General features: G+C 66.8%; 13 protein-coding genes and 2 pseudogenes. 3 read left to right on the top strand and 12 right to left on the bottom strand.

Translation table 11 applies throughout. The annotated features are described in order from the left end of the window. Positions 1-19: 19 nt before the first annotated feature. Both ACIGEZ_RS12195 and ACIGEZ_RS12190 read right to left on the bottom strand, forming a co-directional pair. Positions 20-763 carry a DUF4232 domain-containing protein gene (locus tag ACIGEZ_RS12195; protein ID WP_399829302.1) on the bottom strand — a complete coding sequence of 248 codons (744 nt, stop codon included), beginning with the start codon at positions 761-763 and terminating at the stop codon, positions 20-22. A gap of 195 nt (positions 764-958) precedes the next feature. Beyond that, the gene (locus tag ACIGEZ_RS12190; RefSeq protein WP_399829300.1) at positions 959-1,450 is read right to left on the bottom strand and encodes a cupin domain-containing protein; all 492 of its coding nucleotides are present in this window, start codon (positions 1,448-1,450) and stop codon (positions 959-961) included. Positions 1,451-1,503: 53 nt separating this feature from the next. Between ACIGEZ_RS12190 and ACIGEZ_RS12185 the strand changes: the two genes are divergently transcribed. Next, the gene (locus tag ACIGEZ_RS12185; RefSeq protein ID WP_399829298.1) at positions 1,504-1,704 is read left to right on the top strand and encodes a hypothetical protein; all 201 of its coding nucleotides are present in this window, start codon (positions 1,504-1,506) and stop codon (positions 1,702-1,704) included. Positions 1,705-1,824: 120 nt separating this feature from the next. Continuing rightward, on the top strand, positions 1,825-2,439 hold the full coding sequence (locus ACIGEZ_RS12180) for an antibiotic biosynthesis monooxygenase (protein ID WP_399829296.1): 615 nt from the start codon (positions 1,825-1,827) through the stop codon (positions 2,437-2,439). Positions 2,440-2,654: 215 nt separating this feature from the next. Here ACIGEZ_RS12180 and ilvN read toward each other — a convergent pair. From ilvN to ACIGEZ_RS12140, 8 genes and pseudogenes are all read right to left on the bottom strand, one after another. Continuing rightward, positions 2,655-2,885: pseudogene (gene ilvN, locus ACIGEZ_RS12175) on the bottom strand (acetolactate synthase small subunit); the annotation flags it as partial. Then, complete coding sequence (locus tag ACIGEZ_RS12170) at positions 2,882-4,612, bottom strand: acetolactate synthase large subunit (protein WP_399829294.1); 1,731 nt, start codon at positions 4,610-4,612, stop codon at positions 2,882-2,884. The gene ACIGEZ_RS12170 and the pseudogene ilvN, both read right to left, overlap by 4 nt. A gap of 387 nt (positions 4,613-4,999) precedes the next feature. Beyond that, positions 5,000-6,214: an MFS transporter gene (locus ACIGEZ_RS12165; protein WP_399829292.1), complete on the bottom strand. Its 1,215-nt coding sequence runs from the start codon at positions 6,212-6,214 to the stop codon at positions 5,000-5,002. Between the two features lie 30 nt (positions 6,215-6,244). Next, entirely contained in the window at positions 6,245-7,312 is a 1,068-nt protein-coding gene (locus ACIGEZ_RS12160) for a methyltransferase (protein ID WP_399829290.1), read from the bottom strand. A gap of 11 nt (positions 7,313-7,323) precedes the next feature. Beyond that, the gene (locus tag ACIGEZ_RS12155) at positions 7,324-9,150 is read right to left on the bottom strand and encodes an FAD-dependent oxidoreductase (RefSeq protein WP_399829288.1); all 1,827 of its coding nucleotides are present in this window, start codon (positions 9,148-9,150) and stop codon (positions 7,324-7,326) included. Then, positions 9,129-10,295, bottom strand: a complete 1,167-nt coding sequence (locus ACIGEZ_RS12150) for an FAD-dependent monooxygenase (protein WP_399829286.1) — start codon at positions 10,293-10,295, stop codon at positions 9,129-9,131. The genes ACIGEZ_RS12155 and ACIGEZ_RS12150 overlap by 22 nt, the downstream gene beginning before the upstream one ends. A 4-nt stretch (positions 10,296-10,299) precedes the next feature. Continuing rightward, positions 10,300-10,968: a cupin domain-containing protein gene (locus ACIGEZ_RS12145; RefSeq protein ID WP_399829284.1), complete on the bottom strand. Its 669-nt coding sequence runs from the start codon at positions 10,966-10,968 to the stop codon at positions 10,300-10,302. Further along, the gene (locus ACIGEZ_RS12140; protein WP_399829282.1) at positions 10,952-11,878 is read right to left on the bottom strand and encodes a sugar phosphate isomerase/epimerase family protein; all 927 of its coding nucleotides are present in this window, start codon (positions 11,876-11,878) and stop codon (positions 10,952-10,954) included. The genes ACIGEZ_RS12145 and ACIGEZ_RS12140 overlap by 17 nt, the downstream gene beginning before the upstream one ends. Before the next feature lie 495 nt (positions 11,879-12,373). Here ACIGEZ_RS12140 and ACIGEZ_RS12135 point away from each other — a divergent pair, with 495 nt between their 5' ends. Beyond that, complete coding sequence (locus tag ACIGEZ_RS12135; RefSeq protein WP_399829279.1) at positions 12,374-13,210, top strand: UbiA family prenyltransferase; 837 nt, start codon at positions 12,374-12,376, stop codon at positions 13,208-13,210. 26 nt (positions 13,211-13,236) lie between these two features. Here ACIGEZ_RS12135 and ACIGEZ_RS12130 read toward each other — a convergent pair whose 3' ends face one another. Then, the gene (locus ACIGEZ_RS12130) at positions 13,237-13,851 is read right to left on the bottom strand and encodes a LuxR C-terminal-related transcriptional regulator (RefSeq protein ID WP_399829277.1); all 615 of its coding nucleotides are present in this window, start codon (positions 13,849-13,851) and stop codon (positions 13,237-13,239) included. A 484-nt stretch (positions 13,852-14,335) separates the two neighbouring features. Further along, positions 14,336-16,191, bottom strand: a pseudogene (locus ACIGEZ_RS12125) (SNF2-related protein). Between the last annotated feature and the right edge of the window lie 40 nt (positions 16,192-16,231).

The following is a 16,231-nucleotide window of genomic DNA, read 5'->3' as shown; positions in this document are numbered from 1 at the left end:
CACGTCCAGCCACTCCGCCCTAGAAGTCGTCGGCGCCGTTGCGGAGCTCGTGCGTCCAGTACCCGGTCTTCGCCGCCGCCTCGTCGACGGCGAGCCCGCCGGCCGGTGCCTTGACGACGACGCTGCCCTCGGCGGGGTCGTCGCCCGCGAAGAGGTTGACGTTGAAGGTCGTCACGACCTTGTTGTCCTCGTGCGCCCCACCGAGCGCGATCCGCACGTTCGCGTACGCGGGCGCGCCGGGCTCGAGGACGACGGGGGCGGCCGGCTTGCTCTTGGCGACGGCCGGGACGTCCTTGGCGGTCTGGATCGGGCCGAAGGCGATCAGCGGATACCCGTCGAGGCGGCAGATGCGGCCCGAGGTGTTCTTGGCGGTGAGCACGATGTGCTCGGTGGGCGTCTCGTCCGCCGCCTTCCGGGCGGTGATCTTCACGTCGCCGTAGCCGCAGGCGGCCGCCTTGGCCGAGGATCCCTTGCCGGTGGAGGCGGTCTTGGCGGCCTTGCCACCGGTGGCGCTGCCGGTGGTGGTGCCCGTCCCCCCGGCGGTGCCGCCGCCGGCGGTGGTCCCACCGGTCGTGGTCGTGGCCCCACCGGTCGTGGGGGCCGAGCTGCCGCCGGTGGTGGAGCCACCGTCGGCCGCCTGCGCCTGCGGGGCGGCGCTCCCCTCGTCCCTGGTCCCCCCGTCGCCGCCACAGGCGGTCATCCCCAGCGAGAGGACGGCGACGGCCGCGACGGCCAGGACGGTGCTCTTGCGCTTCGTACGCATGGTGGTTCTCCCCCGTATTTCGAGTCGGTCGGCCCCGAACTCGGTGCCGACTACACCTTCCCGCCCCACCCTGCCGTCCCGCTTGCGTACGGCTAACGCCCCGCTACCGTCGCCGAACCGCCCCCGGAGTCGAGGCACCCGCGAAGCCCCCACCAGGCCTCCGTTCCTCCGCTACTCCGCGACTCCGCTACTCCGCTACTCCACGAAGTAGGAGTCGTGGCGTACGAAGAACTCCGTGCGCTCCTCGTCGGTCGCGTCGGCCATCGCCGACAGCCCCTCGAAGTAGGCCTCGCGGGCCGCGCCCGGCGCGAAGATCATGAGCATCTCCGCGGGCGCGTCCGAGTCGTTGCGGAAGGCGTGCAGGCCGCCCTGCGGTACGTACAGGAAGTCGCCCTTCTTCGCGTCGACCCAGTCCTCGCCGTCGAACAGCCGGACCGTGCCGTCGAGCACGAAGAACGACTCCGAGATCGTCTTGTGGAAGTGCGTCTTCGGCCCGCCCGCCTTCGGGCTCATCTCCACCCGGTAGAGCCCGAACTCGCCCCGCGTGGACTCCTTGGTGGCCAGGTAGTGGATCGCGTCCCCGCCGGCCACGCCGAACTCGGGCGGGGTGTCCACGGTCCGGAAGACCGCACTGACCTCGCCCTCCTCACGGTGGTAGACCTGCTCCGGATACTCCGGGTACGACATCGGAATTCCCCCCTCGATCGACGGCACTGCCGGGAAGCACCGCTTCCTCGTTCGTGATCAACAGCGGGGGCGCCGGCATATTCCCCGGGAACAGGCGGGATTCGGTTCTCGCGAGCCTTCGCCCCGACCCCGCCCAACTCCGCGCCCACCTGCACGCACTGGCCGTCCTGGACGCGACGATCGGCGACGATCCGCAGTTCTGCCAGTACACCTTCGACACCGCCTGGGGCGTCACGACAGCACTCAGACGCTGAAGCGGCGGCCGCCTCTTCACCTGATTGCCCCTGCCATGTTGCCTCCCCTCCGCCCCAGCCATCGCATGGAGTGGGGAACACGAGCCCGCACGGGGCCACCGCATGGCAGGAAAGGGCGCTATGTACGTTCGCAGCATCTATGCAACGGGTGATCCGGCCGAGCTCGACGGTGTCGTCGAGGCGCTCCGGACCGACGGGCGCGCGCTGCTGTCGGCGCAGCCGGGCTTTCGCGGGATGGGGCTGTTCGCCGACCGCGAGCTCGGCAAGCTCCTGGTGGGATCGTGGTGGGAGGACGAGGCCTCCCGGCAGGCCAGTTACGAGAACCTGAGCAAGCGGCGGGCCGAGATGATGGCGCCCTTCGCGCGGACGGTGACGGTCGACAACTGGGAAGCGGCGGTCGCCCGGCGCGCAGAGGACCTCGGGCCGGGCGCGGGGTTCCGGCTGGTCCGCATGGACGTCGAGCCGGCCGACCTCGACCTGCTGGTGGACACGTTCCGCGACACCTCACTGCCCAAGGTCCAGAAGATCCCGGGAATGGCCGGCATCTCCCTGCTCATCGACCGCGACCGGGGCAGAGCCGCTGTCGGCGCGCTCTACACCGACCGCGACACATTCGTGGCATCCCGTGGCGCCGTCGCGGCGGTCCGCGGAGAGGCCACGGCGAAGGCCCGCGCGACCACGCGCAGCCTCGAGGAGTTCGAGGTGATCCTCGCCACGGCGGTCCCCCACGCCTGACCCCGTGCCGCCCCGGAGCAGCCGACGCCGAAGGGGCCGGCTCCCGGAGGAGCCGACCCCTTGCCGAGCCGTCGTGCGTGCGGACGTGCGGATCAGACGTCGTGGCGGATTGCCTGCGGGCCGACCCTGACCTGCGGCGGAGCCCCCTTCAGGGCTCTGCCCCGGGGTTTCCTCGTTGCCACCGGTTCTTACACGGCCTCCGGCCGCGCACGGCCGACTTCCGTGACGCTCAGCACGTTGATGAGCTTGTCGAGTTGCTTGGTCACCTGCTCCAGCGGTGTGTCGTCCGCGTCGACCACGAGGGTGACCCGGGAGAAGCCGTCCCCGTCGTCCGGTACGACGGCGAGGGAGTCGATGTTGAAGCCGCGCCGGCTGAAGAGGGCGGTGACCCGGGTGAGCGCGCTGGGCTTGTCCTCGACGAGGACCGACAAAGTGTGCTTGCTCATGAGTCGTCGCTCTCCCACCTCGGAGTCATGTCCCGGGCGATCTTGATGTCGTCGTTGCTGGTCCCGGCCGGGACCATGGGCCAGACCATGGCGTCCTCGTGGACCACGAAGTCGATGACCACCGGCACGTCGTTGATCTCCATCGCCTTGGCGATCGTGTCGTCCACGTCCTCGGGCCGTGTGCACCGCAGACTGACGCAGCCGTAGGCCTCCCCCAGCTTCACGAAGTCGGGGACGCGCTGGGCCGTCTGCAGATCGGAGTTGGAGTACCGCTGGCCGTAGAAGAGCGACTGCCACTGGCGGATCATGCCGAGGTTGCCGTTGTTGATGACCGCGACCTTGATCGGCACACCTTCGATCCTGCAGGTGGCCAGCTCCTGATTGGTCATCTGGAAGCAGCCGTCTCCGTCGATCGCCCAGACCACCGTGTCCGGCCGCCCCATCTTGGCGCCCATCGCGGCGGGCACGGCGAAACCCATCGTGCCCAGGCCGCCGGAGGTGATGAAGGCGCCGGGCTGCTCGAAGCCGATGAAATGGGACGCCCACATCTGGTGCTGGCCGACGCCGGCCACGTAGAGGGCGTCCGGCCCGACGATGGAGCTGAGCCTTTCCAGGACATACTGCGGAGCCAGCGAGCCGTCCGCGAAGTCCTCGTACCCCAGCGGGTAGGTCTGCTTCAGCCTGTCGAGCAGCGCACGCCACTTGGCGTAGTCACCAGGGCGATCGATCGCGTCGACGAGGGCGTCGATGACCTCCTTGCAGTCACCCACGATCGGTACGTCCGCCACCCGGTTCTTGGAGATCTCCGCCGGGTCGATGTCCGCGTGGATGACCTTGGCCCCCGGTGCGAACGACGACAGCTGCCCGGTGACCCGGTCGTCGAACCGCACGCCCAGGGCGACGAGCAGGTCTGCCTTCTGCAGCGCGCCCACCGCCGAGACGCTGCCGTGCATGCCGGGCATCCCCATGTGGAGCGGGTGGCTGTCGGGGAAGGTGCCCCTGGCCATCAGCGTGGTGACGACCGGAATACCGGTCAGCTCTGCCAGGCGGAGCAGTTCCGCCGAGGCGCCCGCCTTGTGCACGCCGCCGCCGACGTACAGCACCGGGCACTCGGCCTCGGAGATCAGCTTGGCCGCTTCCTGGATCTGCTTGGCGTGCGGCCGGGTGACCGGCCGGTAGCCCGGCAGCTGCGGCGTCGGCTCCCAGTGGAATTCGGTGCCGGCCTGCAACGCGTCCTTGGTGATGTCGACCAGTACCGGACCGGGACGGCCGCTGGAGGCGATGTGGAAGGCTTCCGCGATGGTGCGCGCGATGTCGTCAGGGTCGGTCACCAGGAAGTTGTGCTTGGTGATCGGAAGGGTGATGCCGCAGATGTCGGCTTCCTGGAAGGCGTCCGTGCCGATCATGCTGCTCGACACCTGACCGGTGATGGCGACCATCGGGACGGAGTCCATGTACGCGTCGGCGATCGGAGTGACCAGATTGGTGGCGCCCGGGCCGGAGGTGGCCATGCAGACGCCGACCTTGCCGGTGGCCTGGGCATACCCTTCCGCAGCGTGTCCGGCGCCCTGCTCGTGCCGAACCAGTACGTGGCGGACCTTGGTTGAGTCGTAGAGCGGATCGTAGGCGGGGAGGATATGGCCGCCCGGATATCCGAACACGGTGTCGACTCCGACGTACTCCAAAGCCCTGACCAGAGCTTGAGCACCTGTCATCTGTTCGGTCATCTGCTCGTTCCTGTTGGCTTGGCTCGAATGCTGGGCGCGCCTGCTGACCCGAGTCGGATGAGAGGAGGGCGCCCGTTCGCAAGACTGATTCGAAGGGCAGCGCGCAGAATTCAGCAGTCGGACGGTAAGTCCGGAAGTACTACAAGATGGCGCGCAAAGAGCGGTGTCGGGTGACGACTACGCGCTCGGCGGCTCCGAGGGACCAGAACTCTCGTCGGAGCAGAGCGAATCCGTTCGTGACGGCTCAGACAACTTCTCGCGGTAAACCACGGGAATGTGAGGCCTCAGCCTATCTTCCCGCTGTGTGGGGATGCCAATCCCCCGGGATCTGGGTCACCGTCGGCGGGGTTCGCCGGCCGCGGTGACGGTATGGCGGAAGCCCCCGGATCACCCGGCCGGCGCGGGACGCCGTGGCATCAGCTCCGTCAGATAGTAGAGGCCCGCCAGCAACGGGAAGGCGATACCGCACCAGGCGATACCCGCCCACCCGTACGACGCGTACACCGAACTGGCCACGGCAGACCCGACCGCGCCTCCGATGAAGAAAATCGCCATGTAGAGGCCGTTCAGCCGACTGCGAATCTCCGCCCCCAGCGAGAAGATCGCACGCTGCCCCAGCACCAGGTTGCACGAAATCCCCACGTCAAGCAGGAGCGCCGCGACGAACAGGGCCGCGACGACGTGTCCGCCACTGGCAAACACCAGAAGAAAACAGGCCACCACAGTCAGGATCGCGAAGCCCGTCGCGGGCTTCGTCAGTCCGCGGTCGGCGATACGGCCGGCAACCGGCGCGACAAAGGCCCCGAGCACCGCCGCCAGGGAGAACAGGGCGATTCCGCCTTGGCTCAGACCACACGCCGGGCTCGCCAGGATCAGTGGCACCGCAGTCCAGAACAGGCTGAACGCACCGAACAACATGGCGTGGTAGAACGCCCGTCGCCGCAGGATCGGCGTGCGGACGAGCAATTGCCCCATCGACCCCAACAACGCCAGGTAGGGGACGGAGGTGCTCGGCTTCCTTTCCGGAAGGACCGAACGCAGGGTGACGGCAAGCACCAGCATGAGGCCGGCGGAGATGGCGAAAATCGCACGCCAGCCGAGCAGATCCGTCGTCATGCTGGCCACAGGACGCGCAAGCAGGATTCCCATCAGCAAGCCGCTCATGACGTTGCCGACGACCTGTCCACGGCTCTCTTCCGGGGCAAGATGAGCCGCGAAGGGCACCAGCATCTGCACCACGACCGAACTCAGGCCGATGACCAGCGAAGTGGCGAGAAACAGGCCGGCGTTCGATGCGACCGACGCGCTCAGCAGCGCCGCCATGCAGGCCGCCAAGGTGACCATGATGAGACGACGGTTCTCAAAGATGTCACCCAGCGGAACCAGCACGACGAGGCCGGCGCCATAGCCGATCTGGGTCAGGGTCACCACAAGACTGGAGGCGTTCGCGCTCAGGCCCACATCGGGGCCGATCAACGCCACCAAGGGCTGCGCGTAGTAGATGTTGGCTGCGACCGCGCCGCAGGCCAGAGCCATCAGGAAGGTCAGGCCGCGTGACATGCCGAGCTGCGACGTCCGGCTTGTTGCACTCTCAGTGGTCATTGCTCTCTCGACAGGATAGGGAATCGACGTTCACACGGCACATGCTTGGATGACCGAGAATTCCGGACGCGCGGACAGGACCTGAGGAGCGGAAAAGCCAGCCGCGTTCAGGAGTCGCGTGAAGTCGTCCAGTGTGCGCTCACGCCCTCCATGCAGGACCAGCATCTGCAGATCCAGCACCAGATCGAGCGGATCGCAATCCTTCGGCGACTCCTGCAGAACGCGATCCACGACAACGATCCGGGCGCCGGCGCTCATCGCCTTGCGGCAGTTGCGAAGGATGGACTCCGCCTTCTCGTCCGGCCAGTCGTGAAGCACCCACGACAGGATGTAGACGTCTCCGCCCGTGGGTACCGCGTCGAAGAAACTACCCGCGCACGTGCTCAGCCGGTCGTCCTCCGGCGCCTCGGGCAGCGCCGAAATGACGCTGGCCTGGTCGTACAAGACGGCTTGCGCGTCCGGGTGTCGTTCGAGAATCGTCCGCGCCAGGCTTCCGGTTCCCCCGCCGACGTCGATCACTCGTTCGCCAGGGGCCACCGTGAGTACGTCGGCGATCGCCGCATAGCGCCCGGGATATCCGCTCGCCATATAGCGCTGGTAGAGCGCTTCCTCTTCAGGGCTTCCGTTCATGTAGGAAAAGAAGTCCTGGCCGTTGACGTGCGAGAACGCTTCCTCGCCGGTACCGGCGCAATGGCTCAGCGCTCCCCAGGACCGCCAGATGCCCGGCATGCCCCAGAATCGCGCAGCCCAGTGCAGCGAGGGGCCGGCCGTGGTGGTCCTCAACAGGCGCGAGGCTTCGTTGTGGCGAATTCCGCCGTCCGCATCGACATCGAATATGCCATAGGACGACAGTGCTCGGGCAAGCCGCGTCAGGACGCCTGCGTGAACCTCGAGGCGTCCGGACAGAGAGGTCAGCGAGGTTACGTCGTCGTCCACCGCATCGGGAAGTCCGGCTTCGCAGGCCGCGGCAATCATCTGGGTGACCGCCATCCCGCGAATCAGCTCCTGCATCCTGCGGATCTCGCCGGCAGCAGATGCCCGGATCTCAGGACCTTCGGGCGTAACGCGCCCCGCCTGAAAAGACGTCTGGATAGTCATGCGCACCTCTTCTACTTGTTCATCGCCATGTCCGGAAGGGCCGCCGAGGCCCGCTCGCCTCCGGAGCGCATCGGCCCGTCCCGGTCGCTCCGCCCGTCCGAACCTCGCCCGAGAATCTCGCGCAAGGCTGCGCGCAGCGAGTCCACGGCCGCAGAAGAGTCCTCCTTGCGCCAGGCGATGAACGCATCCGGACGCACCAGCAGGCAGCCGTCCTCCGGCAGTTCCGTAACGTCTGCCCAATCGCCGTAGAGATCCTGCAGGGCGTGTCCGGGGCCGATGACATGCGCAGCGATCTCGAGGTTCAGCTCTTCCGAAACGCGCTTGGCGGCCTGGAGCCAGGTCTGCCCGTTCAGCCCCGTCAGCAACGTGAACCTTCCCTTGCCCACCACGTCCAGGCTCGAGACCTGCGTCCCCTGCCGGTCGAGCCACGCATGCGGCAGGCGGGCGCCGGGCCGGCTGGACGCCTGGTAGTACAGCTCGGGGTCGCGCTGCCACGCGGGCTGCGCGGTACCGTCCGGAAGGACGGCCTGCGACGCATAACGCTGATTGAGTTCGACGCCTTGCGTTGCGAACTCATACGATTTGAGCTCGATGGCCTCGCGCAACATCTTCCGCTTTTCGGCACCCGCCCCGGAAGCCTCCTTCAGGACGGACATGTTGACACGCATCTGCTCCGCATCCAGGTTCGCGTCCAATCCGAGTGCGGAAAATATGCCCCCGAACTGCTCGATGCTCTTGTTCGCGCGTTCGACTATCTGCTTGCCTATCGGCGCGCGTTCTTGGTCGTAGGAGTTCAGGAGTCGGTCCGACGCCTGCCCCTTCAAGACCATCGCCATTTTCCACGCCAGATTATAGGCGTCCTGAATCGACGTGTTCGAGCCCAGGCCGTTCGACGGCGGATGACGATGCACCGCATCGCCCATACAAAACACCCGCCCCCGGGAGTACTTGGTGGCGTACTTCTGGTTCACTGTCCACGTCGAGACCGAGCGTATGGTGATGTCCACTGAATCGTCGCCGATCAGTTGACGGGCGATGCCGACCGCATCGATTTCGGAGACATCGGGCTCGCCTGCGCTCATGTCGTAGCCCCACACGATCTGCCACTCGTTCCACGGCCTGACCATGCGGAGGAGGCCCATGCCGATGCCCCCGACGTTGGCTCCCGGCTGCATGATCCACCAGAGATAGCCGGGACGGTGTGCCACGAGGTGGGAGAGATCCGCTTGCAGGATGATGCTGATACTGCCGGCGAGCCCCATGTGGCCTTCCATGGGCAGGCCGATCTGGTCCGCCACGAGACTGTTGCCGCCGTCCGCCCCGATCAGGTACTTGGCCCGGATCTCGTAACGCTCGCGCCTCAACCTGTCCAGGACCTGCGCGGTGACACCGTGCTCGTCCTGGTCGAGCCGCAGGAACTGCGTGTCGAACCGGACATGACTGCCGCGCGCAGCAGCATTGGACAACAGGATGGGTTCCAGCAGGGTCTGCGGCAGGTCGCAATGTTCGGCCGGACTGGCCAACGCGTAATCGCTCTGCCGTTGTGCCCTGTTGGCGCCATAGGGCAGTCGCCCCAGTTCCTCGCCTACCAGACTGGTGCAGAAGACGACATTGCCCATGACCTCTTTGGGTGAGGCCTTGGCAAGAATCTCCTCCGCCACGTCCAGGTCCCGGAAGACCTCCATGGTGCGTTGGTTCTTGTAGTGGGCACGCGGAGTGTCGGCAAGCCAGCGATGTTTCGTGATCACGAGGTTGTCGATGCCGTACGTGCTGAGCATCAATCCTGCGGATGACCCCGCCGGACCGCTCCCGACGATCAGGACGTCAGTGTCGTACACGTGGAATGTCTCCTGAATTCATGTAGATCAACGTTCATCGCGTCATAGCTGAAAACCCAGGCCGGGTCTTCGGCATCCTTGAGCCACGAGTTCTCGGCGGACACGGCCTGGACCCGAGCGGTACGTTGCTTGCGGCTCTCGGCGTAACGCCAGAATGCGGCCTCGATCTCGTCCTCGGCTTCCAGGCAGCGCAGCAGCAGCACGCCGTCCTCGATGGCCATGGCCGCCCCTTGCGCCATGTGCGGCCTCATGGGATGACAGGCGTCGCCGAGGAGCGCGATCCGCCCTCGTCCCCATTGCTGCAACGGCGGGCGCTCGAAGAGCGGCCATTTGGTCAGGGACCGGGCCGCATTGAGCAGGCTGAGGACTTCATCGCAAGAGCCGGTGAAAGCGTCAAGCATCTCGTCCTTGTCGCCGTCGACCCAGGACTGAGGATGCGTCCACGCGTCAGCCGCCGCGCCGGCGACGAAGTAGTAGTCATCGCTCCGGGAGTCGGTCGGGTAGCCGATGACAAAGCGCTCGTCGGCCCACCACTTGGTGATGCACCGCCTGTCGACAGGGATTCGGGTGTGCGCGGGCACTGTCGCCCGGTACGCGATCTGGCCGGAAAAACTGGGGCGTTCGGCGCCGTGCATCACTTCACGGACCTGAGACCCCAGACCGTCGGCACCGATGACGCAGGAGGCTTCGGCGGTGCTTCCATCGGCGAAGTGCATCCGCACCTCCGTGCCGCGGTCGTCGAGCGAAACCAGTCGCTTGTCGTACTGCACGCTGCCCGGCCGCAGGGCGTCGATCAGCTCTCGATGGAGAACGCCGCGGCCGACGGTGAGATAGGGGGCTCCGTACCTCTCCTTCGCCTGGTCACCGAGCGACAATGCACACCTGACGGAATTCGATGTCAGGTTCCGGCTGGTGAATGATTCGGGCAGGTGCCCAGATCTGACGAGTGCGTCATCGATCCCTACATGGCCCAAGATGCGCATCACGTTGGGCGACAGATGGATCCCGGCGCCGGCGGGCTCGAACTTGCGCGCCTGCTCGAATACCGCCACGGAATAGCCGGCCTGCTGCAACAGCGCGGCCGTCGCGGCTCCGCCCAGTCCACCGCCGACGATGGCGATCGAGGTGTTGTTGTCGATGCCCATGAGACTACGCCTGCGTCTCGATTTCATCGTGCAACAGGTTCAGCAGCCTCGCGCGACTGTCGCTCGGCAGCCATTCGGGCCTGTCTTCCACGACGCCCTTGACGAAGTCCCAGAAGTCCGCGCTCTGGTTGATGCCGTAGTCGCGGGCCATGGAAACAAGACGAATGCGGGACAGGAATTCCGGCTCCGTGATGTCCTGCTTGCTGGTCACGACCTTGCCCGCGTTCATGAAATACGGGAGGATGGAACTCTCCGGCGTATCCGGCGACCAGACCAGCCACATCTCCTGGTTGGTATTCGTCGTATTGACGAAACCGTGCGTGTAGTTGCGTGGAACGTAGAGCAGTTCCTTCGGGCGCATCGGCAGCATGGCGACCGTTTCCTTGTCGGCGCCATCGCCCGGCGTGATGTCCAGGTCAGGAAATTCGGTGGGCCCCATGAAGATGCTGAATCCGCCGTTCGGCGCATAGAACCATTCATCGGTACGGTGATGGATGTGCGGCGGCGGGCCGACGTGCGGCGGCACGGTCAGCTTGGAGAACAGGAACTTGCCGCCGTTGCTTTCACCGGTCTGCACGAAGTTGAAGACCTCGCCCGCCGGGCCGAGCACCAACGGCTTCTCCGGGCCGGGTTCGACGTCCGGGAAGTCGAATATTTCATACTCGGTGCTCATGGAACTGCCTTCCTTCTCGCGGAGCCGGCAACATCGCCGCCAACGTGACTTCGCGCAAGGCGGTCATACCTTGTCGCGCCAGCGGCGCAGGGGGCCGCGCCTTGTAATGGTCATTGAATATCTCAAGCGAAATCGGGCCGTCGTAGCCGTTGGCCAGTACGGGTGCCAGGAACGCGGCTACGTCGAAATCTCCCTCGCCCGGCAAGCAGCGGTGATGCCGGCTCCAGGACTTCACATCCATATCCATGCGGGGAGCATCCGACACCTGGATCAGTGCGATGCGATCGGGCGGCACGTCGGACAGATCCTCGAAATGGTCGTTCAGGGCCAGGGTGTGAAAGCTGTCCAGCACCAGACCTACGTTTCCGGCGCCGGAACGCTCGATCATTCTCCAGGCCTGACGGAACGTATTGACCCGCAGCCCCCAGGACAGCGCTTCGTAACCGATCGAAAACCCTCTGGCTGCGGCCCTTTCTCCCAAGAGCGCCAGGTCATCGGCGACTGCGTTGTCGTCGAGATCCGAAACGTCGCTGACGTTGCTGCACAGGATCAGCGTGCTCGTCCTCAACTGCTCCATGCAGTCGAATATTCGCTCGATTCGGTCCAGCTTGGGCCCCAGCTGGTCCCTGGGGCCGCCTTCGAAATCCCTGAGCGGTTGATAATTGATGATTTCCAGGCCGAGGTCTTCCGCCATGGATCGGGCGACGGGCACCGAGGATCCCTGAAGGTCCCATTCCATCAATTCGATACCAGAGAAGCCGGCGTCAGCGATTGCTTCCAATTTATCTGGCAGCGAGCCACCCAGGGTGACCGTACCCATGTGGTAATCCACTTCGCTTACCTCCCGGTAGTGGAACGGCACGTCACAGTGCAGATCGATAGCTGCTTTCGCATTCATCGGCAGCTGCATCGAAACCGGGATCACCCAGTCGGCGGGAATGCGGTGACCGTGTTCCCGCTGCCTGGGTCGAGCAGTCCGAACCAGCCTGATCCACCGGCGGTGTTCCGGCGAGCGGTTTCAGGCGGCCTTTGGCAGATCGGCAGTCACGCGCCGAGCATTTTTGATGCCGGCCACCTATGACTCTCTCCTGCTTCCTCGGTCGACCCATACGATGTCAACCAGGAGCGGCGGGCAGGCGGAACTGCACCCAAGGATGCACCGGGCCCGCGACCGCGATCAGGACGAGGGCGTGGGCGGAGGCGAGGGCAGAGGCGAGGACGCGGGCGCGGGCGAGGTCCTGAGTACACCCTTGGATGCAGTCACGGCCTGGGGCGACACGTTCCTCGTAGGCTGAACGCCGTGACAGTGACCTCCGGCAGAGTTCTCCTCCCTGAATCGCGGCCTCGTGCTTCGCTTTGCCGCGGCCTCCGCTACGCGCGTCTGAGCCTGGTCGAGGCACGGCCTGTGGTTCAGATCGTGTTCCTCACGCGGTTCACGGTGGGCGCCGCCTTCGTCTCCCAGGATCTGGCGGACGGACCGCACCTGGCCGCCGGGGTCCTCGTCTGGTGGCTGGCCGTGGTGGCCGCCTACCTCGTCAACGGTGTGCTGGACGTCAGGGAGGACCGCGCCAACGGGTCCGCCCGTCCGATCGCCCGGGGCGATCTGCCGGAGCGGACGGCCGCGTTGCTCACCGCGGTCGCGGCCGCGGGGTCCCTTCTGCTGTCGCTGTACGTCCCCGGGCTCACCCCGTGGGTGGCTCTGTTCCTGCTGCTGGGCTGGCTCTATTCGGCGCCGCCGTTTCCCGCGAAACGCTGGAGCAGCACCTGCGCGGTGGTGGTGTTCGGGCTCGGTTGGACCTCGTTCGCGGCGGGTGCCGTTGCCGTGGGAGGCGAACCGGGCCCTTCCGGACTGGTCTTCGCCACGGTGATGAGCGCCTGGATGGCCCTGGTGGGAGCGGTCGTCAAGGACCTCGGTGACGTCGAAGGAGACGCCGTCGGCGGGCGCCGTACCGTGGCCGTGCGCTACGGCGCCGCCCGGGCCCGCGCGGTCGCGGCGGCGGGTGCTCTCCTCGTCGGAGCAGGCGGGGTGCTGGCGGCGCTGGTCTGGGCTCCGCTGACGCTGGCCGGCGCGGTCCCCGTGGCGATCGGAGCCGTCTGCATGGTGGCGCAGATCGTCCGTACGGCCCGGGTCGCCGACGGGGACAAGAAGACCCGCCGCAGTGCGTACCGCGTGTTCATGCGCACCCAGTTCGCGGCGAACGTGGCCATGCTGCTCGCGCTCCTGCTGCACGGACCGGCGTGACCGTCGCCCGTGCAGCGGTCCCCGTGTCAGTAGCGCCCGAAGGCCTTGTTGACGGCGTCGATGCGGGAGACGGCGCCCAACTTGCCGTAGATGTTGTTGAGATGCCGCTTCACGGTCGCCGTGGTGATGCCGAGCTGGCGGGCTATCTGGCTGTTGGTCATCGCCTTCGCCACCCCCTCAAGCACCTCCTTCTCACGCCGGGACAACGCCACGCCCACCCCGGCGTGCATCGGCGCCGCCTCGGAGACGCCCGCTGCGGCTGCGGTGTCGTCGTCGTTCGGCAGGGTGCCGGAGGACCGGGCGGTGGCCCCGCCATAGCCGACGGCGCCCGCGTAGAGCCGGCTTCCGGCGCTGGAGCGGAACGCGGTACTGATCAGCAACAGCGCGGGGGCCCGTCGCGCGGGCGCCTCGTGCTGTACGGCGGAGTTGATGGTCGGCTGCATGGCATTCCACAGGATCTCCACCGCACGCACCGACTCGGCGACCGCGATTCCCTGGTTGGCCCGGTCGGTGCCCACGAGATGCGAGTACCGCCAGGCTTCGGCGGACTCGAGCGGGCCGTCCCCGGTCAGTCGCGCGACGCAGTCCTCCACGATCGCCTGCGCCTGGTCGCGGCACTTCGGCCACGCCTCCTTGCGCATGACCAAGGGACTTCGGACCGTCCTCAACGCCGTCTGATAGGCATGGATGACGTCTGGTATCGCGTTACGCAGAAACTGCGCCGCAGCTGGGTAACGCAAAGACCCTCCCTGCTTCAGCCCTCTCGAACGAGCCGGTTACACGGTTCGAGGCCGTAGCGCAGTGTGACGATGTTCGATCCGAACACAATACCGAACATCCCCATGCGAAGGCTCGCCACCCCAGATGTCCCGTGGCGCCAAGGGCATCCACCCTCCTGGCACCGAACCGTGCACCACATCCCGGCACGGGAAAGACCAAGGGCCCGACCCCGCGGAGTCGGACCCTCCCTGACCTGCGCATGTGCCGGTCAGCGACGTGACGTCGTGTCAACCGCTACACGTTGAAGCGGAATGCCCGAGCCCCTGCCCTGACCTGCGGCGAAGCCGCACGCAGCGCCCTGACCAGGTATTCCCCCGTTGATGTGCGTGGGGTCGCGACGGTCGCTTACGGGTGTCCTGCGGACTCTTCGCGGACCGCTCCCAGCCGCGCCTGCTCCTCCTCGACGATCCGGCGGGCCATCTCCGTGTCCGAAACGTCGACCGCGTCCGGCGTCGACTCGGCGACCGCGCTGCGACGTGCGTACGCGTCGAACAGACGGGTCTTGTTCTTCAGCATCTCCACCATCCGCTCGTCCACCCCGCGGGTGGCGAGCAGCCGGTGCACCCGTACCGAGCGCACCTGCCCCATGCGATGGGCCCGCGCCACCGCCTGGTGCTCGATGGTCGGTTTGATCTGAGGCTCACAGATCCATGAAGTTGCCGGCGCGCACGGCCTCGCGGTAGGCGTCTTCGTCCGACGCGCTCAGCTCCTCCCATTCGTCTGTGTGCTGGAGCGCGGGCAGTTCGGTCAGAACGTCCTGCTGGTTTCGACGCAGATAAACCGGGGCGACGGCTTTCCGGAATGCCTTGGAACCGGCCACACCGTCTCGGTCACCGACACCCTCCGCAAGGTGCGGCTGGAGAATCTGCACAAGGCTGCGAAACTCGGCGACCCTGTTCTCCATGGGCGTGCCGGTCATGAAGAGAACGCGTTCACAGTGCCCGGACCACTCGGTCACGGCCTGGGAGCGACGCGTCTTCGGATTCTTCACGTAGTGCGCCTCGTCCACGACCAGCATCCCCACCTCGCCGCCTTCGGGGGCCGGGAAAGCCACGCAAGGCGTCGAAGGTAGTCACCCCTACGCCGCCCCGCCCCTTCCAGTCGGCGAACGCTTCCTGTCTGTCGGGGCCGTGAAGAGGCATCACGCGCAGCCTGCTACGGGCCTCGACCTCCCGTGTCCAGTTGATCAGGACGCTGGCCGGGCAGACGACCATGAAATGGCTCTTCCCTTCGGCTGCGAGATGAGCCAGAGCGGCGATGGACTGGATGGTCTTGCCGAGCCCCATCTCGTCGCCGAGAATCACCTTGCGTTGCGCCAGGGCGAAGCGAGCCCCAAAGGCTTGGTAGCCGCGCAGCGACACCCGCCGGTGAGTGTCATCGAGCATCTGGTCGCGGACCCGCTCGGCGACTTCGTCGGGCAGGAACCCCTCGGCAGCGGCAGTATCGGGCCTGCGCCTGGAGATCTCCGCGAGCAGGCTGTAGTACTCGGCGGAGCGCAGCTCGAAGTCGACCCAGGCCGCAACCTCGTTCGGGGTGCCGCGCAGCAGATCGACCGACGCCTGTGCCAGCAGCTCCGCCACACCGCTCTGCGTTGCTCCCTCGGTCAGCCTCCGGACCTCTGCAACGGCCTCCAGCACCCGACTCCGTTTTGCCTGCCCCACCAGCAGCATCCGCAGCCGCCCGGCGGCCGGCTTGGCCTCGGCCAGCAGCGGACCGAGCCGCTCCGAGAGAGCCACGGCCGTGTCGACAGCTCGCCGCGCATCGGGGCCCGCTTCCACCAGCACATGCAGGGCCATGATGAGAGCGGTGGTTCGCGGCTCCGGCCGATCCACGTCGATGTGGACGGTGATGGTCTCCCGAACGGCGTCGGCTATCTGGCGTGCCGCCGCGATCGCCTGATCAGCGGTCCGCTGCCCCACGCCGGGAATCTGCCGCAAACGGTAGGACCCGGCGTCAAGCACCTGCCGGACCGATCGCAGCCCGCTCCTCTCGACCTCCCCGAGCCTCAGCCGACCCTCGGTGATCTCCTTCAGCCGGGCCACTGGGATGGCGTCGAGCGCCTGTTCCGCCGCCGTATCGCAGATCGGCTTCAGCGCCGCCCGAACTACCTCGACAGCCCGCCCGTGGTCACCGGCCACCGCCTGCGCCGCCTCGTACAGCCGCGCTCCGGCGGCGACCGCCTCCCGCTCACTGCGCCCCATCCCGCCCCGGCCCCTCTCTCTGCGTCCCCGCATACTGCCA

The organism is Streptomyces sp. NPDC085481, assembly GCF_044541845.1.
GTDB lineage: Bacteria > Actinomycetota > Actinomycetes > Streptomycetales > Streptomycetaceae > Streptomyces.
Note: the sequence above shows the minus strand (reverse complement) of the source record. Positions and strands in the feature narration are given on the sequence as shown.